Source organism: Ardenticatenales bacterium, assembly GCA_020634515.1.
GTDB lineage: Bacteria > Chloroflexota > Anaerolineae > Promineifilales > Promineifilaceae > JAGVTM01.
Genome location: JACKBL010000004.1, coordinates 109,872 through 131,903, shown reverse-complemented (window position 1 = coordinate 131,903; position 22,032 = coordinate 109,872). Strand labels below are relative to the sequence as shown.

General features: G+C 58.6%; 20 protein-coding genes. 14 read left to right on the top strand and 6 right to left on the bottom strand.

The genetic code is table 11. The annotated features are described in order from the left end of the window. The first annotated feature begins 115 nt into the window (after nucleotides 1-115). From H6650_12260 to H6650_12250, 3 genes are all read left to right on the top strand, one after another. Nucleotides 116-883 carry a sugar ABC transporter ATP-binding protein gene (locus H6650_12260; GenBank protein MCB8952779.1) on the top strand — a complete coding sequence of 256 codons (768 nt, stop codon included), beginning with the start codon at nucleotides 116-118 and terminating at the stop codon, nucleotides 881-883. Continuing rightward, entirely contained in the window at nucleotides 880-2,112 is a 1,233-nt protein-coding gene (locus tag H6650_12255) for an ABC transporter permease (GenBank protein MCB8952778.1), read from the top strand. Before H6650_12260 ends, H6650_12255 begins: the two co-directional genes overlap by 4 nt. Before the next feature lie 90 nt (nucleotides 2,113-2,202). Further along, nucleotides 2,203-3,804 (top strand): ATP-binding cassette domain-containing protein, encoded by a 1,602-nt coding sequence (locus H6650_12250; protein MCB8952777.1) that lies wholly within the window; start codon nucleotides 2,203-2,205, stop codon nucleotides 3,802-3,804. Nucleotides 3,805-3,820: 16 nt separating this feature from the next. On the opposite strand, the gene H6650_12245 is transcribed toward H6650_12250, so the two are convergent. Beyond that, on the bottom strand, nucleotides 3,821-4,588 hold the full coding sequence (locus tag H6650_12245; protein ID MCB8952776.1) for a hypothetical protein: 768 nt from the start codon (nucleotides 4,586-4,588) through the stop codon (nucleotides 3,821-3,823). Continuing rightward, complete coding sequence (locus H6650_12240) at nucleotides 4,545-5,402, bottom strand: sigma-70 family RNA polymerase sigma factor (protein MCB8952775.1); 858 nt, start codon at nucleotides 5,400-5,402, stop codon at nucleotides 4,545-4,547. Before H6650_12240 ends, H6650_12245 begins: the two co-directional genes overlap by 44 nt. A gap of 212 nt (nucleotides 5,403-5,614) precedes the next feature. On the opposite strand from H6650_12240, the gene H6650_12235 reads away from it, so the two are divergent. Both H6650_12235 and H6650_12230 read left to right on the top strand, forming a co-directional pair. After that, entirely contained in the window at nucleotides 5,615-5,977 is a 363-nt protein-coding gene (locus tag H6650_12235; protein MCB8952774.1) for a hypothetical protein, read from the top strand. Next, a complete protein-coding gene (locus H6650_12230; GenBank protein MCB8952773.1) occupies nucleotides 5,964-6,170 on the top strand; it encodes a helix-turn-helix domain-containing protein in 207 nt (68 codons plus the stop codon). The genes H6650_12235 and H6650_12230 overlap by 14 nt, the downstream gene beginning before the upstream one ends. Nucleotides 6,171-6,237: 67 nt before the next feature. Here H6650_12230 and H6650_12225 read toward each other — a convergent pair whose 3' ends face one another. The 4 genes from H6650_12225 to fabG all read right to left on the bottom strand — a co-directional run bounded on the left by H6650_12225 (nucleotide 6,238) and on the right by fabG (nucleotide 10,285). Continuing rightward, on the bottom strand, nucleotides 6,238-6,576 hold the full coding sequence (locus H6650_12225) for a DUF3253 domain-containing protein (protein MCB8952772.1): 339 nt from the start codon (nucleotides 6,574-6,576) through the stop codon (nucleotides 6,238-6,240). Between the two features lie 176 nt (nucleotides 6,577-6,752). Further along, complete coding sequence (locus tag H6650_12220; protein MCB8952771.1) at nucleotides 6,753-8,303, bottom strand: long-chain fatty acid--CoA ligase; 1,551 nt, start codon at nucleotides 8,301-8,303, stop codon at nucleotides 6,753-6,755. Nucleotides 8,304-8,397: 94 nt separating this feature from the next. Continuing rightward, the gene (locus tag H6650_12215; protein ID MCB8952770.1) at nucleotides 8,398-9,411 is read right to left on the bottom strand and encodes a ketoacyl-ACP synthase III; all 1,014 of its coding nucleotides are present in this window, start codon (nucleotides 9,409-9,411) and stop codon (nucleotides 8,398-8,400) included. A gap of 109 nt (nucleotides 9,412-9,520) precedes the next feature. Further along, nucleotides 9,521-10,285: a 3-oxoacyl-ACP reductase FabG gene (gene fabG / locus H6650_12210; protein MCB8952769.1), complete on the bottom strand. Its 765-nt coding sequence runs from the start codon at nucleotides 10,283-10,285 to the stop codon at nucleotides 9,521-9,523. 400 nt (nucleotides 10,286-10,685) lie between these two features. Here fabG and H6650_12205 point away from each other — a divergent pair, with 400 nt between their 5' ends. From H6650_12205 to dhaR, 9 genes are all read left to right on the top strand, one after another. Beyond that, complete coding sequence (locus tag H6650_12205) at nucleotides 10,686-11,405, top strand: Crp/Fnr family transcriptional regulator (protein MCB8952768.1); 720 nt, start codon at nucleotides 10,686-10,688, stop codon at nucleotides 11,403-11,405. A 170-nt stretch (nucleotides 11,406-11,575) separates the two neighbouring features. Then, a complete protein-coding gene (nosZ, locus tag H6650_12200; protein MCB8952767.1) occupies nucleotides 11,576-13,582 on the top strand; it encodes a Sec-dependent nitrous-oxide reductase in 2,007 nt (668 codons plus the stop codon). 120 nt (nucleotides 13,583-13,702) lie between these two features. Further along, nucleotides 13,703-14,347, top strand: coding sequence for a cytochrome C (locus H6650_12195; GenBank protein MCB8952766.1), 645 nt, complete (start codon nucleotides 13,703-13,705; stop codon nucleotides 14,345-14,347). 17 nt (nucleotides 14,348-14,364) lie between these two features. Then, entirely contained in the window at nucleotides 14,365-16,641 is a 2,277-nt protein-coding gene (nosD, locus tag H6650_12190) for a nitrous oxide reductase family maturation protein NosD (protein ID MCB8952765.1), read from the top strand. Continuing rightward, the gene (locus H6650_12185) at nucleotides 16,642-17,478 is read left to right on the top strand and encodes an ABC transporter permease (protein MCB8952764.1); all 837 of its coding nucleotides are present in this window, start codon (nucleotides 16,642-16,644) and stop codon (nucleotides 17,476-17,478) included. Then, nucleotides 17,475-17,951, top strand: a complete 477-nt coding sequence (locus H6650_12180; GenBank protein ID MCB8952763.1) for a nitrous oxide reductase accessory protein NosL — start codon at nucleotides 17,475-17,477, stop codon at nucleotides 17,949-17,951. The genes H6650_12185 and H6650_12180 overlap by 4 nt, the downstream gene beginning before the upstream one ends. Before the next feature lie 333 nt (nucleotides 17,952-18,284). After that, the gene (locus H6650_12175) at nucleotides 18,285-18,683 is read left to right on the top strand and encodes a cytochrome c (protein ID MCB8952762.1); all 399 of its coding nucleotides are present in this window, start codon (nucleotides 18,285-18,287) and stop codon (nucleotides 18,681-18,683) included. Nucleotides 18,684-18,978: 295 nt separating this feature from the next. Further along, complete coding sequence (locus H6650_12170; protein MCB8952761.1) at nucleotides 18,979-19,203, top strand: hydrid cluster protein-associated redox disulfide domain protein; 225 nt, start codon at nucleotides 18,979-18,981, stop codon at nucleotides 19,201-19,203. Between the two features lie 326 nt (nucleotides 19,204-19,529). After that, nucleotides 19,530-21,509 carry a PTS-dependent dihydroxyacetone kinase operon transcriptional regulator DhaR gene (gene dhaR / locus H6650_12165; protein MCB8952760.1) on the top strand — a complete coding sequence of 660 codons (1,980 nt, stop codon included), beginning with the start codon at nucleotides 19,530-19,532 and terminating at the stop codon, nucleotides 21,507-21,509. The last annotated feature ends 523 nt before the right edge of the window (nucleotides 21,510-22,032 follow it).

Sequence of the window (22,032 nt, the reverse complement as noted above, 5' to 3'; positions counted from 1 at the left end):
ATTCTTGAAGAATGAACAATCTTGGGGAGATAAAAGTTCTGGGCGCTCACTTGGTTGTTTTGAGGGGGGCGAGCGAGAAGCTCGCCCTACAGGGTATTCTCCAGGAGGCGGAACATTGGCAGCAGAAGCGATCCTTGAATTACGGGGGGTGTCAAAGAGCTTTGGCGCCGTGCATGCGTTAAAGAATGTTGATTTTGCCGTGCGCCCGGGGGAGGTGATGGCGCTGGTGGGGGACAACGGGGCCGGCAAATCAACGCTGATTAAGGGAATTGCCGGCATTTACCCCTTCGACCACGGCGACATCTCCTTCGAGGGTAAAAAAGTCAACATCCATGGGCCGCGCGACGCCGCCGCCCTGGGTATCGAAATCGTCTACCAGGACCTGGCGCTGGCCGACAACCTCGACGTCGTCGCCAATATGTTCCTCGGACGAGAACGCACGCTCAGCTTCCGCCGTCTGGATGAGGCCTCTATGGAACAGGCGGCCATCGAAACGCTCGACTCCCTCTCCGTGATGACCCTGCGCTCCGTGCGGCAAGCTGTCGCCGAACTCTCCGGCGGGCAGCGGCAGGCCATCGCCGTGGCCAAAGCCGTCATGTGGAACTCCAAACTCGTCATCCTCGACGAGCCGACCGCCGCCCTCGGCGTGGCCCAAACGCGGCAAGTGCTGGACCTGGTGCGCCGCCTGGCGGACAAAGGACTGGCTGTGGTGATCATCTCCCACAACCTGCATGATGTTTTTGAAGTCTCGCACCGCATCACGGTGCTGCGCCTGGGGCAAAACGTGAGGGAGTTTTTCACGGTCAACACGACGCAGCAAGAAGTTGTTCACGCGATTACTGCCGGCAAACTTGAACACGTTCCAGGGATGAAAGAGACATGAGCAACTCAGCAGCTAACGAAACCACCTATTTGACACAACCCGCCCGGCAAACAGCCGGCCAATACGTCTCCGACTACCTCAAACGTGTTCGCTCCGGCGACCTCGGCTCGCTACCCATCTTCCTCGGCCTGATCATCATCGCCATCATCTTCCAATCGCAAAACGAGAACTTCCTCACCGCCCGCAACTTCGTCAACCTCATCGTGCAGATGGCCGGCTACACCACCATCGCCATCGGCGTCGTCTACGTGCTGCTGTTGGGGGAAATCGACCTCTCTGTGGGGTACGTCAGCGCCGTGGCCGCTGTCAGCATGACGCTGCTGCTGCGCGAACCCAATCCGTGGCCCTGGTACGCGGCTATCCCCATCGCCCTGGCCGCCGCCGCCGCCATCGGCATCCTGCACGGCTTCATTATCACCCGTTTCCAGGTTCCCTCTTTCGTCGTCACGCTGGCCGGATTGTTGGCCTGGAATGGGGCCGTGGTCATTCTCATCGGCGGCGCGGGCACGGTAATCATCCAGGACAAGCTGGTGATCGGGATTGCCAACTTCTGGCTGCCGCCGCTCTGGGGCTGGTTGGCCGCGGCTGCTTTTGTGGGGTTGTACGCGCTGCTGCAATTGCAGGGCGTCCTTAGCCGCCGCCGCCAGGGGCTGGCCAGCAAGCCGCTGCTGGTCACAGTGGTACAAATCGCGCTGTTGGCGGTGATCGTAGCGGGCGCCGTGTTTGTCGCCAACAAGGATCGCGGGGTTCCCATTGTGGGGTTGATCTTGATTGTGCTGCTGGCGGGTTTCACCTTTCTGGCTACACGCACGCGCTTTGGGCGGTATGTGTACGCAGTGGGGGGAAACAAGGAGGCGGCGAGACGTGCCGGCATTAACGTCGAACGGATCCGCATCCTCGTCTTCATGATCTCCAGCCTCATGGCCGGCATGGGCGGCATCATCCTCGCCTCCCGCCTGCGCTCCGTGGACACCGCCGCGGGCGGCGGCAACCTCCTCCTTAACTCCATCGCCGCCGCCGTTATTGGCGGAACCAGCCTCTTCGGCGGCAGCGGGCGCGTCGTCAGCGCCGTATTAGGCGCGCTCGTCATTGCCAGCGTCGAAAATGGCATGGGACTCCTCGGACTTAGCTCCGGGGTCAAATTCATCATTACCGGCATCGTCCTCCTCGTCGCCGCCCTCGTTGACTCCATTTCACGGCGTAGCCGCAGCCAGTCGGGCATCGCCTGAGCCGATTGGTCCAGCTTCAGCGGATACATCTTCCCGGAAGCTGTTTTGCCGCCAAATGGCCTGGAATCGAGCTTCCGGGAAGCACAGCCTATGGAACCGCTGCTTCGGGTCAACAACCTCTCCAAGAGCTTTGGCACCCTGCAAGCAGTGCGGGGAGTCAGTTTTGACGTGGCCGCCGGGGAGGTGGTTGGGCTGGCAGGGCGCAGCGGCGCGGGCAAATCCGTCATCGCCAACATCCTCGCCGGGCTGACGCCCCCCAGCGGCGGTGACATCTTCTTTCAAGGGCAGCGCCTCCATCCCGGCCAGGAAACCCGGCAGCTAGGCATCGAAGTCATTCACCAGGAACCGCAGCTTGTTGAGCGGTTGGACATCACGGGTAACATTTTTTTGGGGCGGGAGATTGGTTGGCCTCCCTGGAGCAAAGGGATTCTCTTCCCCAGCCAGCGGCGCATGGACGAACAAGCCACGCGGATTCTGTCCCAGATGGGTGTCTACTTCGACTCGCTGCGCACAAAGGTGATCAACCTCTCCAGTGAGCAGCGACAACTTCTGACCATCGCCCGCGCCATGACCGGCCAGCCGCGCCTGGTGGTGATGGATGAACCCACCAATCTTCTCAGTTATCGCTATCAGCAAGGTGTGCTGTCCCTCGTCCAACAGTGGCAGCAGCAGGGCATGACCGTTCTCTTTGCCAGCAACAACCTGGAACACCTCTTTGCCGTCACCGACCGCATTATTGTGCTGCGCCAGGGCCGCCTCATTCGCAACTGGCGTACCGACGAGACCAGCCGCGAAGAAGTGGTGGCGGCCATGATGGGCATGCACGAACAGGCGCAGTTGACGCCGGCGCTGTGGGCGTTGGACAGCTACTACCGCGCCCGCGAACAGGCGGAGAAGCTGCGGCATCAACAGGCGATGTTGGAACGCAGCCTGGAGGCGCAGGACACGCTCAACCGGCAGCTTGTGCAGGAGTTGGGCAAGCAGGTGCGGGCGCTGGATCAGGCGAACCTGGCCTTGCAGGACGCGCAGCGCCGCCTGCTCACGGAACGGGAGGAGGAGCGCAAGCATCTGGCGCGCGAGCTGCATGACGAAGTGATCCAGGATATGCTCAGCATCAATTATCGCCTGGAAGAGATCGAAACGGACGAGACCATCACGCCTGAGCAGCAGGAAGAGGTCGGGGATATTCGCCATAGTATTCGGGAGTTGGTGGAGGATGTGCGCCGTATTTGCGGCAACTTGCGCCCGCCGACCATTGACAGCTTTGGCGTGGGGGCGGCGCTACTCAGTTTCACCCGCGATTGGAGCGAGCGTACGGGCGTGCAGGTGAAACTGGAGATGAACGCCAACGTGGGTCGCCTGCCGGAAGCCATTGAGTTGTCGATTTTTCGCATAGTGCAGGAAGGGTTGAGCAATGTGCGCCGCCACGCGGGGGCCACGGCGGTGACGGTTTCGTTGCAGCATACGACGCCGCGCACGCTGTTGGTTTCTATTGTGGACAATGGGCAGGGGTTGCCGGGGGATTTTGATCTGGCCGCTTTGTCGTCACAAGGGCATTATGGGTTGCTGGGGATCAGCGAGCGCGTGGCTCTGTTGGGGGGGCGTTTGCGGCTGCGAAATTTGCCGGATGGCGGGGCGATGCTGCTGGTGGAGATTCCCCACCCGCGCGTGGAAGCGTCTATCTCCGCTTGAGGCAGGCACACAGGTGTCAGGCTTCGGGGGCGGCGGCGTCTATCTGCAAATGCAGCGGGCCGATAATGTGGTCTCCCGAGACGTCAAGCACGTCGGTGATGGGTAGGGGGGGGAAGGAGAGCGGCTGAGCGGAAAGGGGCAGGGTTTGCTCATAGTCTCCCCAGCGCAGGGTGACAAACAAGGGGGCGTCCACACCACTCTGTCCGACGGACAGGATTAAATGGAGGCTATTTTCATCTGGGTGGTAGACGGCATCCAGAGAAACGTCGAGCAGTTGGTTTTCCACGCGCGCCTGGCTGCGGAAGAGGAGGTATTGCGCGTCACCGGCGGGGTCAACGGCACGGTGGGCGCTGAGGGCAGCCGGGGGAAAGAAGATGGACTGGAGTTGCGCGGCGGTCTGCTGCCAGGTAACGCGCCATTTTTGCTGACGCCACCATTGGATGGTCGGTTTTGGGGGGACTTTCGTCAAGAATTCTAGGGAGGCGGGGGCGGGAGGAGGTTGGAGGGGGGACTTGCCGGCATTCATCTGCTCCAACGCTTCCAATGCATCCAAAAACGCCCGGCGGAGTTCCGGGTTGACCAGAAGCTGATAGAAGAAAGCGGGATGCTGGGCGGGAATGTCAACGCCATCCAGCGCCTGCTGCGCCAGCAGGTCAAGCGATTCCATGTCGGTGGGTGACGTTTCTTCCGGGGAAATGCCGACAGCCGCCAGGTGTGCGCGTAACTGCGCCAGTAGAGACTTATTGGGGGTCTTCTGGGTGAGTTGGGCGCGCAAGTAGATCATCTTGGCGCGAAGGTCGTTTGCCGGATTGTTTGCTTCCATGTAGAGTATTATACTCGTTTGCCGGCAAAATTTCCCTCAGTCGGGCAATTGCCTTGAAATGAAGATTGTAAACAGCCTTCAAACTGCGCCCCATGACCTCGGCGATTTCGACGTAGTCGAGACTCTCGTAATAACGAAGTAGCAGCACCGTGCGGAAACTGCCAGGGAGTTTCCAGAGCAGCTGCTTCATCTCTTCGGTGGCCTCGTCGATCAGCAGCCACTCTTCATGAACGCTGGCCGATGAGGCGGGATGCCACTGCTCCAGGCCCACTTGATGGCGATCGGGTGCGCGCTTCTGGCGCATCGCCCTGGCAATATACTTGCTACAGGTGTTCTGCGCCAGCGTACGCGCCCAGCGGTCGAAGTCAATGTCGTATGGGAAGTGTGACAGCAGCAGTTCTTCGACGGTGAATGAAGTGTAATCATCGACCAGGCGAAAAGTGCCTTCGTTGGGCATGAACCCGTGCCGGCAGAGGTAATCGTACACCCAAGAACGCACCTGGCCGTACAGTGTTTCCCACAGCGTTGAATCTCGCCCGATTTGTAGTCCTTCAACTCGCTTGTGCTGCTCTCGATAATTACGAATGACCAGCCGGATATATTGGACGAGACTGGTATCCGCCTCTTTGTCCAAATACCTCGCCAGGCGTCCCCGTTCTGTGTTTTCCGCAATGAGATTGAGGAGTAGGCCCGAAAATTCTTCATCCAGCGAAATATCGAAAAGCACACGCACTGACTCAATCTCCCGCCTGATCTGTTCTCGATCTGGTTCCATTCCTTTCCTCCCGAGGTGTCCCCTTCATCACAGTAGACAACACTATGACAATGTTAACGGCTGAAACGCAGCCACAGTATAGAATAAATATGAATAGAGGTCAATCTTCTTTGAACTTTTTTCTCTCTAAATCTATCATTTCAAGCGTTTATTGGCGTTTTTAGTCTGATTCTTGCGCGTATTGACCCGTGTTTTTGAAGAGGGGAGGGGGAATGATGCCGGCAAAGGGGGAAAGTTGCCGCAAAAAACGCATAAAGATAAGCAATAATCGAAGTTTGCCCTTAAAATACGTGAGAGTTAAGCATATCAAGACATGGGGAAAGCCGGGCGCGTCATCCTGGATCGTACTCTGTGCTAAACCAACATTGAGACGTTACGCTGGCGTCTCCGATCAAATAGCTTCCGGGAAGATGGTGGCGGCATGTACCGACAAACCTTCCTGGAAGCTCGATTTAGGCCAAAAGCGTCTCGCCATTCAAATCACTTCGCATCAATATGGCTTCTGGGAAGACGGTGGTAACTATTTACTCGCATTCATTGCAATTGTAGGAGTATTAGGAAATGAACGACAATGACTATGACGACAATGTCATGACGGTGAAAGAGGTTTCCTCTTACCTGAAGTTGGCCGAATCCACCGTTTACCGCCTCGCGCAAGACGGGCGGTTGCCTGGACGCAAATTCGGTGGAACCTGGCGCTTTTCTCGCAAGGCGTTGGACAAATGGTTTCAGCAAACAACCTCCACCGAAGTGCAGGGGTCTGTTTAGAGCGGACAAGGCTATCAAAGGCGTGGCGCACCGGCAAAGCGTCCTTCGCCAGAGGGGGCAGCCAGTTCTAGGGGGTTTCTTCTTCGGGAAATGGTATATCTCCCAGACGCAGCTTGATCACGCCCTTAAATTCATTCGGGTCCGCGGGCTTCCCCTTGCGCAAAATGAGGATGTATCCGGACAGGGCCAGTTTTTTGGCCGTGAGGCGCACGCGCGGCAGCAGTGATTGCCACGCCTCAGGATAGAGCGCCCGTGCCACTTCTCCGGGATCGACTGCGCCGGTCGCGCCCGCCGCTGCGCACAACTGCAAAATAGTATCTCGCACGGCCTCGTCGCTAATCCGACGCCGCTTTTTTTTTCTGGGTTGTTCCTGTTCCACGACGATTCCTTTGTGGCTGTCCGCCATTAAATCCGCGAAAATGTGCGGACAGCGGCTATCCATGACAGCGGCTATCCATGATAGCGGCTATCCATGATAGCGGCTATCTACGATAGCGGCTATCTACGATAGCGGCCATCGTGGATAACTTGTCAGTAACCGTCCGTAATAGAGCGTGAGGTTATTATCGGACGGTCATTTTGTCAGGTAGACGGAGGGCTGAAGCGATTTTTCAGCTCCCGTTTGAGGATTTTGCCGGCAGCCGATACCGGCAGTTCGGGCAAAATCTCCACGCGCCGGGGCACTTTATAACGCGCCAGACGTGCCCCCAGGAAGGCCAGCAGCGCCTCTGCCGTGACGGCCTCTCCCGGCTGCAGCACCACGCAGGCCAGGCCCACCTCTCCCCATCGCGCATCCGGCAAGCCAATGACCGCGCACATATGCACCGCGGGATGTTGATACAGCACCGCCTCAATTTCCGCCGGATAGACGTTCTCCCCGCCGGAAATAAACATGTCCTTTTTGCGGTCCACGATGGTGAAATACCAGTCCGCATCGCGCCGCGCCATGTCCCCTGTGTGGAACCAGCCGGCTTCATCCACGGCGGCGGCGCTGGCTTCAGGGTCATGGAAGTAGCCGGAGGATTGGCTGGGACCTTTCAGGACCAGTTCGCCTACCTCGTTGGGGGGCAATGGCCGGTTGTCATCATCAACGATGCGTGCGTCTATGTAGAAGTTGGGGCGGCCAATGCTGCCGGCATGATCCACGGCATCCTCAGCAGCCAGCGCGAAAATACCGGGGCCAAACTCCGTCATGCCAAAACCTTGCTTGAAGCGCACCCCCTTTTCCGCTATGTATTTTTGCGCCAGGGGCACGGGCAGCGGCGCGCCGCCGCTGGTGCAGAAACGCAGCGACGCCAGGTTGGCCGAGGCCCAGCGGCCGGCCTGGGTGAGCATTTGGTACATGGTGGGCACGCCGGCGAAGAGCGTGACCTGTTCCTGCTCAATGAGGGTGAGAATCTGGTCGGGGTCGAACTGGCGCGTGAGGATGGTTGTGCCGCCGAGGATGACGTTGGGCAGGGTGTAGACGAAGAGGCCGCCGGTGTGGAAGAGGGGGAAGACGTTGAGGTAGGTGTCGTCGTGGTGCAGATCGTGGATGATGGTGTTGAGGGTGTTCCAGGCGATCATGCGGTGGGAGATTTGCGCCGCTTTGGGGAGGCCGGTGGTGCCGCCGGTGAAGATGAGGGCGGCTATGGTTTCTTCGTTGACGGTTTCGGTGGCAATGGGGGCGGGGCTGCCGGCTTGCAGGATGGTTTCAAAGTGGGCGCTGCCGGGCGCGCCTTCGCCATCCAGGTGCAGCATGTGGGGGATGGCGTGGGCGGCGAGGTGTTGCTGGATTTGGGTGACGGCGGGGAGGAAGTCGTGGGAGTAGATGAGGACGGTGGGGGTGGTTTGGGCGAGAATGCCGGCATTTTCCCGCCAATGCAGCCGCCAGTTTAAGGCTGTGTGGATCGCCCCCAGCTTGCCGCAGGCAAAGAAGGTGTCCAGATGCTCCACACCGTCCCGCGCCAGAATGGCGACGCGGTCTCCCGGTTGAATGCCGGCAACCTGGCGCAGCCAGCTTGCCAGCCGATTGGCCCGCTCGTTCATTTCCGCATACGTGAGCCGCCAGGGGGGATTTTTGCCGGCATCCACCACCGCCAGCCGCTCTGGAGAATAAATAGCCCGTCGTCCGAGATAGTCGCCGATGAACATAGTCGTTGATGATTAGCAAGATTGGTTGGTCACAAGAGGTTGGTTCATTCTTGGAGGCTGATCTAAAGAAATACCCTTCCGCCAACCGTCAACTTCACCACCGCCACAAACTCACGGCCATGGAGATGCCGCCGCCGCTGGCGCAGAAGAGTACCAGGTCGCCGGGATGGGGGCCACGGCCTTGCTCCAGGGCGTCATCCAGAGCCATGGGGATGCAGGCGGAGCCGGTGTAGCCCCATTTGTCCATCACCCAATGGGTTTTGGTCAGCGGCTGCTCCAGGATCGCCATCGTTTCTTTGATGGTGTTCAGGTTGAGCTGCGTGAAGACGAAGAAGGCCACGTCGTCTACGGTGAAGCCCGCTTTGGCGACGGTGGCGCGAATGAGGGTCGGCCAGTTGTCGGAGTTGAAGGTGGGGGGGAATTTTTTGACGAACTGCACGCGGGGTATGCCGGCATTTTCGCTAACAGGCGTCGTCGGACAGGCAACACCCCCCGTGTAGATGCCCAGGGCGTCGTAGTAGCCGCCGTAGGCCACGATTTTGCTGGCGAGGAAACCGGGCGCATCGCCCACGCCGAGAACGACGGCTCCCGCGCCATCGGCAAAGAGGGTGCAAGTCTTGTGGTCGGTGTAATCCACAAAACGACTCATGCCGTATGCCCCCACGACAAGGACGTGGTTGGTGTCCGCGTCGGTGAGGATGTGGCGGGCGGCGGTGTCCAGGGCGGTCACCCAGCCGGCGCAGGCACAGTTGAGGTCAAACGTGCCGGCATTCCACCCCGACCCCACGCCTTCCACCTGCCGCAGCTTCTCCTGTAACACCGTCGCCGTCGCCGGGCTGATGAAATCAGGCGTATCCGTAGCCACAATGATCAGATCGAGGTCGGCGGCGCGCAAGCCAGCGCGCGCCAACGCCTGCCGCGCCGCGTGCAGCGCCAGGTCGCTCGTCGCCTCCTCCGCAGCCATCACATGCCGCTCGCGGATGCCCACGTTCCGCGTCAGCCAGCCATCAATATCGCGCTCCGGGAAGAGCGCATCAAAATAGGCATTGGGCAGCACCTTCTCCGGCACATACCGCCCCGTACTCAAAATCCGCACATATCGGGTCATAAGGTTAGTTTGTAGTGGATAGTTGGTGGTTGGTAGTCAGTGGTTGGTGGTCAGTGGTTGGTGGACAGCCACTCACCACTCGCCACTCGCCACTCACCACTCGCCCCTCTCACGTCCCAATGACGATGCCGCCATCGACGCTGAGGACCGCGCCGGTGATGAAGCTGGCTTCGTCGGAGGCGAGAAAGGCGTAGGCGTTGGCGATGTCCACCGGTTCGCCCAGGCGGCCAATGGGGGTGTGTTCGCGCATGACGGCCAGCACTTTTTCCGGCATGGCCTGCACCATTTCCGTCCCGATGAAACCGGGGGCCACGGCGTTGACGCGGATGTGGTACTTGCCCAGTTCCCGCGCCCATACTTTGGTCATGCCGATGACGCCCGCTTTGGTGGCGACGTAGTTGGTTTGTCCGAAGTTGCCGTAGAGGCCAACGACGGAGGAGGCGTTGAGGATGACGCCGCCGCCCTGGGCAATCATGATGGGAACGACGGCCTGGGTGCAGTTGAAGACGCCTTTGAGGTTGACGTTGATGACGGCGTCCCAGGCGGCCGCGGACATCTGGTCCACGACTGCGCCGTTTTTGTATTTGATGAGTTGGGCGTCGCGGGTGATGCCGGCATTGTTCACCAACACATCGATCCGCCCATACGCCGCCGCCACATCCGCTACCCACGCCTGCACCGCCGCGCTATCCGCCACATTGACGACATCAAAGCGCGCGCCCGCTCCCAACGCCGCCGCCGCGGCCTGCCCCGCTGCTTCATTCACGTCACAAATCACGACGCTGGCTCCCTCCGCCAGGAATTTTGCCGCCGTAGCGCGGCCAATGCCCGCCGCGCCTCCTGTAACCAGGCACACTTTTCCTTGAAATTTCATTGTGTTCCGTCTCGCTTACTCCTGGGAGTTGAATTAGAAATGCCGGCACGTCCCAAGACCCGCCCCGGCAGTCCCTATTCTGACACAAGCAAGTTACAAACCAGCTACAGCTTCAGTCGCAGGGCAACCCTTCTCCTACGCCGCATTTCCCCGGCGCTGCGTGCGCCAGAAGGTCATGATTAAGGAACGGAAATTCAAGAAGACAACGAAGTTGTTTCCTTACCGGGTCTTCAAACTGACGATGCCATTCCGTCCTTTATTTCATCGTCAGTCCTGAGCACACCACACCCGTGGCGACTGAAAAACCGCTTTTCCAGATGGGGGAGCGGGGTCTGATCCGTCCGGGAATCATCAAGATTTGTAGGGGCGTCTGGGCGCGAATTATGCTACGATTGGGCCTATGATTGATGAGCGTGAACTGATCGTGCGCCGCTGCGGGTTCCTGCACGGTTTGCAGCTTGATGAGGTTGAAGCATTTCTAGGATACGGGCGCGCGCACCAGGCTGCCGCCGGTATCTACCTGTTCCATCAGGACGATCCCGCCGATCTGTTTTATATTTTGCGCCAGGGGCAAATCCGACTGCAGCAGATCACGGCGGAAGGGCATCAGGTTATTGTTCACCACGTCACCCCAGGTGAGGGCTTCGGCATCATCGCCGTGTTAAGCGGCATGTCATACCCGGTTTCCGCCGAAACCCTCGACCAATGCGACCTGCTCTGCTGGGATGCCGCCACCACCAAACAGTTCATGCTCCGCTATCCACAACTCGCCCTTAACGGTCTTGAAATAATCGCCAACCACTTCCTGAATATCTCTGACCGCTTCCGCGAGTTAGCGACGGAGCGCGTCGAGCGACGCATTGCCCGCGCCCTCTTGCGGCTGGTGCGGCAGCTTGGCCGCAAAACGGCGGATGGTATTCTCATTGACTTGTCGCTCTCCCGTCAGGCTCTCGCGGAAATGACCGGAACAACGCTCTATACAACCAGCCGCACACTGTCGCAGTGGGAAAAGGCCGGCTGGATCACCACGGGGCGCGAGCAGGTGGTGCTGGTCCAACCGCATGAAATCGTTGCCGTGGCCGAAGATTTGCCCAATCACCTCCCGCGCAAGCACCCGTAACGCTGCCGGCAACTTCCCCCCTCTCCTGATCAAACCAATTTCATATCATGGCGTTCGTATTTGCGCCAGCGCAAAGAAGAAAGGTCATTTCTCCCTTACAGTTACGGTGTATGTAACTATGTCAGAGGGCAGTTCTGCCCAGAGAAGAACCAGTAAACGGAGATATGATCATGAAACCCTACCCGATCTTGCGCCGACCCTTCCTATGGTTGCTCATCATCTTGACAGTGGGATTGCTGGCCTCAGTTGCCAGTTGCCGTCAAGACGAGGAGACATCCGCGGGATTATCGGCTGATACCAACGCCATTATCGAAGCCCGCGGCCTGACTCCCGAAGATGTCGCTGCCGCTCTCAAAACCTATACCCCCTCAGGAACACATGACGAATACATCATGTTTTCCTCAGGGGGTCACTCCGGTCAGGTGTATGTTATTGGTATGCCATCCATGCGCATCCTCAAGAAAATTGCCGTTTTTACCCCCGAACCGTGGCAAGGGTATGGTTACGGCGCGAGCGGCACGATGGAAGTGCTGCAAGGCGGCAACGTCAATGGCCGGGAAGTGCTTTGGGGCGATACCCATCACCCCGCCCTCAGTGAAACAGGCGGCGACTACGACGGTCAATTCCTTTTCATCAACGACAAGGCCAACGCTCGTATCGCCCTCATTGACCTCAAGGATTTTGAAACCAAACAGATTATCAAGAATCCTATTGCCGTCAACGATCACGGCGGCACGTTTGTCACGCCCAACACCGACTGGGTGATCGAGGGTGGACAGTACGCCGCGCCGCTCGGTGGGGCGTACAGCTCGCTTGACAACTATGCCGAGGATTACCGCGGCATGGTCACCATCTGGAAATTCGACCGCGCCGCCGGACGTATTGTCCCCGGTCAATCGTTTGCCCTGGAGCTGCCTCCCTACTGGCAAGACTTGTGTGATGCCGGCAAATTAGTCAGCGATGGATGGATTTTCTGCAACTCGTTCAATACGGAAATGGCCACGGGTGGCGTCGAAGACGGCAACGCCCCGTTTGAGTCGGGCGCCAGCCAGCGCGATATGGACTACCTGCACATCATCAACCTGAACAAAGCCGCCGAAATCGCCGCTGCCGGCAAAACAACCGAGATCAACGGCTTCCCCGTCATCATGCTCGACACCGCCATTGCCGAGGGGTTGCTTTACTTCGCGCCGGAACCCAAAAGCCCACACGGCGTCGATGTGGCCCCCGGTGGCGAGTACTTCGTCATCAGTGGCAAACTTGACCCGCACGTCACCGTCTATAGCTGGAGCAAAATCCAGGACGCTATCGCCAACGAGAAGTGGACATCGGACGACTACGGCGTGCCGGTGTTGGATTTCGACGCCGTCGTCGAAGCCCAGGTAGAACTCGGCCTCGGCCCCCTGCACACCCAATTCGGTCCCGATGGCTACGCCTACACCAGCCTCTTCCTGGACACCGCTGTTGCCCGCTGGACCCTGGGCGGCGATTACGACAAGCTCAATGATGATCCTCCCTGGTCGCTGGTGCAAAAAACACCGGTGCAATACAACGTGGGCCACATTGCCGCCGCCGAAGGCGATACCGTGAGTCCCGACGGTCAATACCTGGTGTCGCTGAACAAGTGGGCGGTTGATCGTTTCGCCAATGTCGGTCCATTGCTGCCACAGAACTTCCAGCTTATCGACATCAGTCAACCCGGCACGACAATGCCCGTACTCTACGACATGCCCATTCCCGACGGAGAGCCACACTACGCCCAGATCATCAAGGCGGACAAGTTGCAGCCGTGGGAGGTGTATCCTGAGATCGGCTGGAACCCGCACACCGGTGCAGTTGACCCCAATGCCGTCCAGTTGGGCGAGGAGCGCATTGAACGCAACGGCAACGAGGTCGAAATCTGGATGACGGCGGTGCGCAGCCACTTCACGCCCGAGCATGTGGAGATCAAGCAGGGCGACCATGTCATCTGGCACATCACCAACGTGGAGCGTGCCTACGACGCGACGCACGGCTTCTCAATTCCGGCGTACAACATCAATCTGAGCATTGAGCCGGGCGAGGCGGTAACGTTTGAATTCGATGCCACGGACGACGGCGTCTTTTCCTACTACTGCACCGAATTCTGTTCGGCGCTGCACCTGGAGATGGTTGGCTACTTGTTGATCGAGCCGTAACCAATTTGCCCTCATTGACGGGGGCAGGCCTGCGTGTCTGCTCCCGTCAAATGTGCAAGTTCAATCCAGGAAAACAAGGCTCCGTTGATTTTGGACGAATCCATAGGATGAATGCAAACCATGTTTAAGAATTTTGTCGGGCCGCGCATTCCCACCAACGCAACGCACACAGAGCGCGCGCGCTATCGGCGTCCGGCGGTGCTGTTCGTGGTGGCGGCAACCGTGTTGTTGGTCTCTATTTTCTTGCCGTACTGGCGTATGAAATTGCTGGCGCCGCAGTATCCGCGTGGGCTGGAAGTACAGGTTTACGTCAACCGTTTGACGGGCGACGTGAACGAGATCGATGGTCTCAACCATTATATTGGCATGCGCCCGCTGGATGAAGCGGCGCAATTGGAGCGCTCGATCAGCATCCTGGCTATTGTGATATTGGTGTTGCTGGTGTTGGCGGCCGTTCAGATTCACAGCAAATGGACGGTGTTGTTTACGCTGCCGGCATTGCTGATGCCTTTTCTCTTTCTGGCCGACATGTATTACTGGATGCGTAACTTCGGCCTCAATCTCGACCCGCACGCGGCGCTTAGCAGTTCAATCGGCCCGTTTGTCCCGCCAATCTTGGGGCGCGGGAAAGTGGGGCAGTTTGAAACGGTGGCGTCGTTTGACATCGGGCTGTGGCTGGCGTTTCTGGCGGTTGTCCTGATTCTTGTTGGCTTGTACTACCATCGACAAATGTATAAGCCGCTGGTCGAGAGCGTTGCAAAGTGAACGTTATAGGTTCCGAAATGATAAAGCGTTTGTGGTTAGTGGTGTTGATCGGCCTGATCATGGGGGGAGCGGTTTCGGCGGAAACCACGTCCACGCTCTCCGCCGCCGATCTACGCGCCGCCCTGGACGCCGCTAAAGCGGGCGATACGCTTGAAATCCACGGCGGCGTTTACGATGGTCCCCTGACCATTGACAAACCGATTACCCTGATCGGCGTTGATTGGCCGGTGGTGGATGGCGGCGATTTGGGCACTGTCATCCAAATCACCGCGCCCCATGTGACTTTGCGCGGCTTTGTTGTACGCCACAGTGGGCAGGTCCTCGATCAGGAAAATGCCGGCATCGCCGTCGAGTCGCCAGATGCCCTGATTGAAAATAATCGCCTTGAAGAAACACTGTTCGGCATCTATTTGCGCCAGGCCGACCGCACCATCTTGCGCAACAACCAGATCAGCAGCAAAGACCTGGCCGTGCAGCGCCGCGGCGACCCGATCCGTGTCTGGTACAGCAACGACGTGATCATCGAAAGCAACACCGTCATCCGCGGGCGCGACGTCGTGCTGTGGTACTCGGAACGGTTAACGGTGCGGGGCAACAGCATCAGCCACGGACGCTACGGCCTGCACTTCATGTATTGCGACGACGCCCTGATCGAACGCAACAGCCTGCTCGACAACTCAGTCGGGGCTTTCCTGATGTACAGTCGGCGCATGACCATGCGACACAACACCGTCGCCCGCAATCGCGGCCCCAGCGGCTATGGCATCGGCCTCAAGGACATGGATGACGCGGTCGTGCAAAACAATCTTTTCCTCGACAACCGTGTGGGCGCATACGTGGACGGGTCGCCGCGTGAAGTAGACAGTATCGGCCAGATTGCCGGCAATCTATTCGCCTACAACGACATCGGCATTGAACTGCTGCCGGCGGTGCGCCACAACGACATAAGCGATAACAGCTTTGTGGAAAACGAAGAACAGGTCTCGATCACCGGCGGCGGCTCGCTCGTCAATGCCAACAATTGGACGGTGGGGAACACCGGCAATTACTGGAGCGACTACGCCGGTTACGATGCCGATGGCGATTTGCGCGGCGACTTCCCCTACCAATCAGATCGCCTCTTTGAAAGTATGACCGCCCGCCGCCCCGAACTGCGCCTCTTTCTATACAGTCCGGCCACGGCGGCGCTTGACTTCGCCTCACGTGCCTTTCCCATCGTCAAGCCGCAGCCCAAACTGGTCGATACCCACCCCCTGCTTGCCCCCAGCATCCCCGATGCACCCCCCCTCCCCAAAGTCGCGGCGACCGGCTGGGTGCTGACGACGGGTGGCTTGCTCCTCGGGGCGCTGACACTCATCAGCCTGACACAGGTAAAGGTGGCGCGACGACAAAAGAGGACGCGACCCGGAGAACGATCTGCTGCCCCCACGGATGTGATGATGATAACGATTGACCATCTTACCAAACGCTTCGGCAACCTGACTGCCGTCAATGACCTGAGTGTGACGATTCGCTCCGGCGAAGCAGTTGCCTTCTGGGGCGCGAATGGCGCGGGGAAGACCACTGCCCTGCACTGCCTGCTCAACCTCATCCCGTTTGAAGGTGCTATAACCGTTGGCGGACTCAATGTGGCACGGCAGGGCAAAGCGGTGCGACGATTGATCGGATTTGTGCCGCAGGAACTGACCTTCCACGATGACATGACGGTGCGGGAAACAGTTGCCTTCTATGCTGCCCTCAAGAAAGTAGTGGTTGATAGCCGCACCGAGAACCTGCTCGAACGGCTGGCGTTGCAGCCGCACCGCGATAAATGCGTCGGTGACCTCAGCGGGGGTCTCAAGCAACGGCTGGCGCTGGCGCTGGCGTTGCTGGCGGATCCGCCATTGCTGATTCTTGACGAGCCAACGGCCAATCTCGACATCCGCGCTCGCGAAGATTTTCTGGCGCTGTTGTTGCAATTAAAACATGCCGGCAAAACCCTGGTCTTTTCATCTCATCGACTGGAAGAAGTGACGGCACTCGCCGACCGCGTGTTGCTGCTCGAAGGGGGTGAGCTGGTTGTTGATGCGCCGCCACACGAAATAGGACAGCGCATCGGACGAATGGCTACCCTGCACCTCTATTTGCCACCCGATGGCATAGAGGCCGCTGCCCAACTGCTCACGCAACATGGCCTGACCGTCAGCGCCAATGGGCGGGGCATCCGCGTGCAGGTTGCGCCACAGCGAAAGGGCCTAACGTTGCGCATGTTGCACGAGGCGGGCGTAATTGTGAACGATTTTGTCGTGGAGTAGATGATGGTCGATTATCAAAACATCTTCATCTTGACCCAAAAAGAGCTGCGGGATGCCCGGCGCAACCGCTGGCTGGTTCTGTATACGGTTGCCTTTGCTGCCCTCTCGTTGGCCCTGGCATGGTTGGCTCTGTCGGGCGCGGGGCGCTATGGATTGGCGGGATTCGGGCGAACCGCCGCCAGTCTCATCAATCTTGTATTGCTCATCGTGCCGCTGATGGGGCTGACCCTCGGCGCACTCAGCCTCGCCGGCGAACGCGACCAGGGCACGCTTGCCTATCTGATGACGCAGCCAATCAGCCAGACCGAAATGCTGCTGGGCAAATTCCTGGGGATGGCATTGGCGCTGCTGGCGGCGCTGGGACTGGGTTTTGGTATCACCGGCGCAGTTATCACCGCCAGCGGCGGCGGCGCGCAGGCCGATGCTTATCTACTGCTGGTGCTGTTCGCTTTCCTGCTGGCCGTTGCCTCGCTCAGCCTCGGCTTTTTTCTGTCCGCCGCCGTGCGGAAAGCGGCAACCGCCGTTGGGCTGGCGCTTTTTCTCTGGCTGCTGCTCGCTTTCTTTGGCGATTTGGGGTTGATGGGCACTGCGCTGGTAACGCGACTAGATATCGCCCAGCTATTTACTTTGACGCTGATCAATCCGCTGCAACTGTTCAGAGTCGCCGCCGTTCTCAACATCCGCGGGAATCTCGAACTCCTCGGTCCGGCGGGCGTCTACGCCACGCGCACATTCGGCGCCGCGCTGCTGCCGCTGCTCATCGGCCTGTTGCTGCTGTGGATCGCCTTGCCATTTGCCGGCACGATGGCTCTGTTCAAACGGAGAGGTATATTGTGAAACTCACAATCTGGCGCGCGGTGCTTGGTTTGCTGCTACTCATGTCCCTGTTCGCAATCGGGTGTAGTCATTCGCCCGACACCGGGCAGCCGCCCGTCATCATCTACGGAGAAGACACGTGCGACCGTTGCCGCATGATCATCGACGACGAGCGATTTGCGGCTGCCTACTGGACAGCAGAAGGTCAGGCGCGCCGCTTTGATGATATTGGCGGTATGGTGGCGTATGTGCGCGAAGCACAGGAAGAGGTAGCGTCGTTCTGGGTGCATGACTATTTGAGCGGGGAATGGTTGTCGGCGGAATCGGCTACCTACGTCCTTGACAACGCCCTGCATACACCGATGGGCTTCGGCATCTTGGCATGTGCGGATGAGGCGGAGGCCCAAGACCTGGCGGAAGCGTATGAAGGAGCGCGAGTGCTGACCTGGCAGGAGTTGCTCATGCAGGGCGGCGCTGAAATGGAACATCCGTAGCCGTCCCGGCTCGCTGTAACTACTAACGCCCTCTGGAGATGGGACCAACCTCACCAGAAAAAATTGGTCCCATCTGGCTTAGCAGTTGCGGCTCGCTTACAAAAATCACGGCAACAATTCAGGTTGCCGTCAGCGCAAGAGGTCGCCTCTCAAGGGGACCCGCAAATCTATGTAGGTAGTTACGTACAAGACACTGGCGTTTGGGGCGTGGAAGCTACAGCCGGCCCACAGATGGGGTTTGGCCTGGCAAAAGCCGCGATTCCGATCCCCATATATGGATTTCGCCAGACTTGCTTTACGTAGTTACAAGTCGTAACTCTTGGAGAAGAATCGATGAAGGTATGGCGTATTTTGTTCCTGTTGTTGGTTGTGTCGTTGGTCGCGTGTGGCGGAGGCGGGGAGTCGGACGCCTCCCCGTCTGACACGTCAGATGGCGTGGTTCAGGTTTCTACGGGTGACGCGAAAGCAGGTGAAGACCTGTACAACTCAGTTTGTATCGCTTGCCATGGTCCGGGCGGCGTCGGCATGGAAGGGCTGGGTAAACCCTTTACGACCAGTGAATTCGTCGGTATTACGACAGATGAGGATCTGTTAACCTTCGTGAAAAGCGGCAGGCCGATTAGCGATCCCGCCAACACAACCGGCGTTGACATGCCGCCAAAAGGGGGCAATCCTGCTCTCACAGACGAGCAGATCCTCGACATCATCGCCTATTTGCGGACGCTGCGGTGAGATAACGATTGATTACGGGCACATCGTGCCCTTTACTGAGAAGGAAGCCATCATGCGCGTTTGTGGGAAGCGGTCTGGGACAAGCGTGCTATGAATCTCCGTCGGCGGAAGGGGACAAGGTGGTCACGCGCCTGACCCTGCCAGGCACACACCATAGCCGTCTCATGGGTGTGGTCGGAGCAGGCAGGCGCGTGCCAGATAAAGCCTTGCTTCTTTGGGAACTTGTGGGGTCAATTGTCAACGATAACATGTTGGCCTGTCTGGCTACCTGGATACACTGAGCGCGGGAGTCTTCATGATGGACGATGGTGCTTTCGCAACGATGACAATTGAAGCCGTGCTCACGCGCTGGCCGGCAACAATGGCCGTTTTCAATGGTCACAAGATGGCCTGTGTCGGCTGCATATTGGCCCGGTTTTACACCGTGGCGGATGCCGTCGCTATCTACGGCCTGTCGCTGCCCGCTTTTGTGGTTGAATTGCGCGCCGCCATTGGTGATCAAGATACGTCGCCATCGTAGTCGTGACCGCCGCAAAGAATTGATTGCTGAAATGTTTCTTTCAGCGATTGCTCTCTTTGTTATTGCCGGTCGCGGCGGAGATTGGACTATGGCGCCGTCTGAGATGCCGGCATAGTCCGCCACCTCCAACGCATCAAAACCAACCGCGGCCATTCTCATGGGCTCTTTGGGCTTGCAGGAGTGAGTGCCGGCTTCAACGGGAACCGTACCGGCGCAAGTCTCTACTCCGCTTGACAAATATCCCTGCTCGCATACTATCTATATATAGACAGGCGCAATTGAATGCTTCTGTACGTTGTCAGGCGCACACGCCGTCAAACGTAAACATGCAGCCCACCTCCTACCCCATTAACCACGACACCTTACAGCAAATCTGGCTCGCCTTTATGGACAGCGGCCAGGTTCCACCCCACCTGGCTGCCGCCGCCGACCCGGCCGTACTGCAATCGTGGCGACGCTGTGCCTTGCGTGCCGGCACATCCCCTCGCCCCAAATCTCTGCGCGAACCGGCCTTGACCTCGATCCTCCGCGCACAATCAGACTTTATTGCCCTCTCCACGCCTTTTCTGGAAGACATGTACCAGTTTATGGAAGGCTCCGACTGCGCCATCTTGTTGGCGGATGGCACAGCCTGCGTTTTGGCGCTGGGGGGCAATGCCACCATGTCCGCGACCATTGACCGGATGGGCCTGGGGCAGGGCAGCTATTGGGCGGAAGGGCAGTTGGGCACGACGGCGCTGGGTATGTGTATGCTGGAAGCCATGCCCATCCAGGTTGTGGGCGCGGAGCATTATTTCCAGGCTTTTCACCACCTGTCCACCTCGGCCGCGCCTATTCATCATGTCAACGGACGCATCATTGGCATCATCGCCATTGTCGCGCCGGTCACGGCGGTTACGTCCCATACGCTTTCTCTGGTAATGAGCGTGGCGCGGGCCATTTCCGGGCAGTTGCAAACAGACCTGTTTCTGGAGGAGGCCAACCGGCGTCTGACGGAAGTGAATACGGTGCTGGAGGCGATTGACGAAGGCGTTATTGCCTGGAATGAATCGGGCCAGATTAACCACATCAACCCCCAGGCGGGTCGTCTGTTGCGTTTGAATCCCGCGACCGTGTTGGGGCAGGTGCTGTCGGAGGTGATGCGGCTTCCAGAGGTGCTGAAGAAGGCCATAAACGAGAATCGGGAGTTGCAAGACGTGGAGATGAATTTCCATGTCAATGGTACGGCGATTTCTTGTTTGCTCAGTCTGCGTCCAATTAATGCCGGCAGCAACCAACCCATCGGACACATCGCCATGCTGCGTCCTATCGAACACGTACGCCGCCTGGTGCAGCAGCAAGTCGGCGCGCAAGCCACGCTCAAGCTCGAAGACATGTCCGATCAGTCGGCGGCCATGCGCCGCATCTTACGCCAGGCGCGCACCGCCGCCCGCGGAACCGCGCCTGTCCTCCTCCGCGGCGAAGGCGGCGTGGGTAAAAATTACCTTGCCCGCGCCATTCACAACGACAGCGACCGCGCCGATAAACCTTTCCTTTCCATCAACTGCCGCGCCATTCCCCATGAACTGATGCCACAGGAATTTCTGGGTTACGAGAAGATGGACGCATCCAGCGGACGCCCCAGCAAGTTTGAGTTGGCGAACCATGGCACGCTGCTGCTGGATCAGATCGAAGGGTTGTCCCTGGAGATGCAGGCCGCCCTCGTCCACGTCATCGAAACGAGCCACATCATGCGCCTGGGGAGCAGCCACCCCGCGCCCGTTAACGTACGCATCATGGCCGCCACTTCCGCCAATCTGGAGCAGGCCGTCTCCGACGGCAACTTTCTGCCGCACTTGTATTATCGCTTTGGCATCTTCTCCATCACCGTGCCCCCCTTGCGAGACCGCGTTGAGGACATTCCCCTGCTGGCGGAATCCTTTCTGGCTCGTGTCACCTTACGCGAAAAACGTCCCACCCGGATAGACGATGAGGCCCTGGCAATTTTGCGCCGCTACCCCTGGCCAGGCAACGTGCGTGAGTTGGAAAACGCCCTGGAGCGCGCCATGAACCAATGCACGGATAGCGTCATTCGTGTGGAAGACTTGCCCGAAGTGGTGCGGCGGGGGCGCGTACTCACGGGTTGGAGTCCACAGCCGCAACCGATTCTGACGGTGGCGGAAGCTGAACGAGAAGCGATCATTCGGGCCGGGTGGGCTTGCGAGGGGCGTGTAGGGGAAATGGCGCAACAGCTACAAATGGGACGCACCACGCTCTGGCGCAAAATGAAGCGCCTGGATATTTCCCCGGCGCAATTTCGCCGATAATCCTCTCACACCTTCGCGGCAGGCGGACAGCCCCATCTCTTCCCTCTCTGTTTCATAAAGGAACGACAGTAAGGCGAATACGTTTCATTGTGAAACGTATGTTGTCGAATGATTGATTTTATTGGTCTGTTGCATATTATAAAGGTGTGTCGGTGTGGAAATCAGCCGACACACGCGCCCAAAATCCTGTACAACTTGCCCGATCAACGTCTACTGGATAAGGTGTGTCCGCTGATGGGCTTTGTTTGTGCAAAAGCTGCTGATTCGCAGCAACGTCATTGAACCAAAGGAGGACAAACATCGACCAGAACACTCCCCACCTCGCTTTTCTATCCCCCCCAAAAAAAACCTGCTATAAGCCCAAAGAATCGGCTCCCTGAGGCATCTCTTCTCCACGGGGCGACTTCTGAAATGATAAGGTGACTGTTTCCGCGGCGCGGATCCACCCTATCGCAAGCCAAAATCAAACGTAGCTGCTAAGCCAGATTGGAGCAATTTTCTCTCGTGAAAATGACCATTGAGC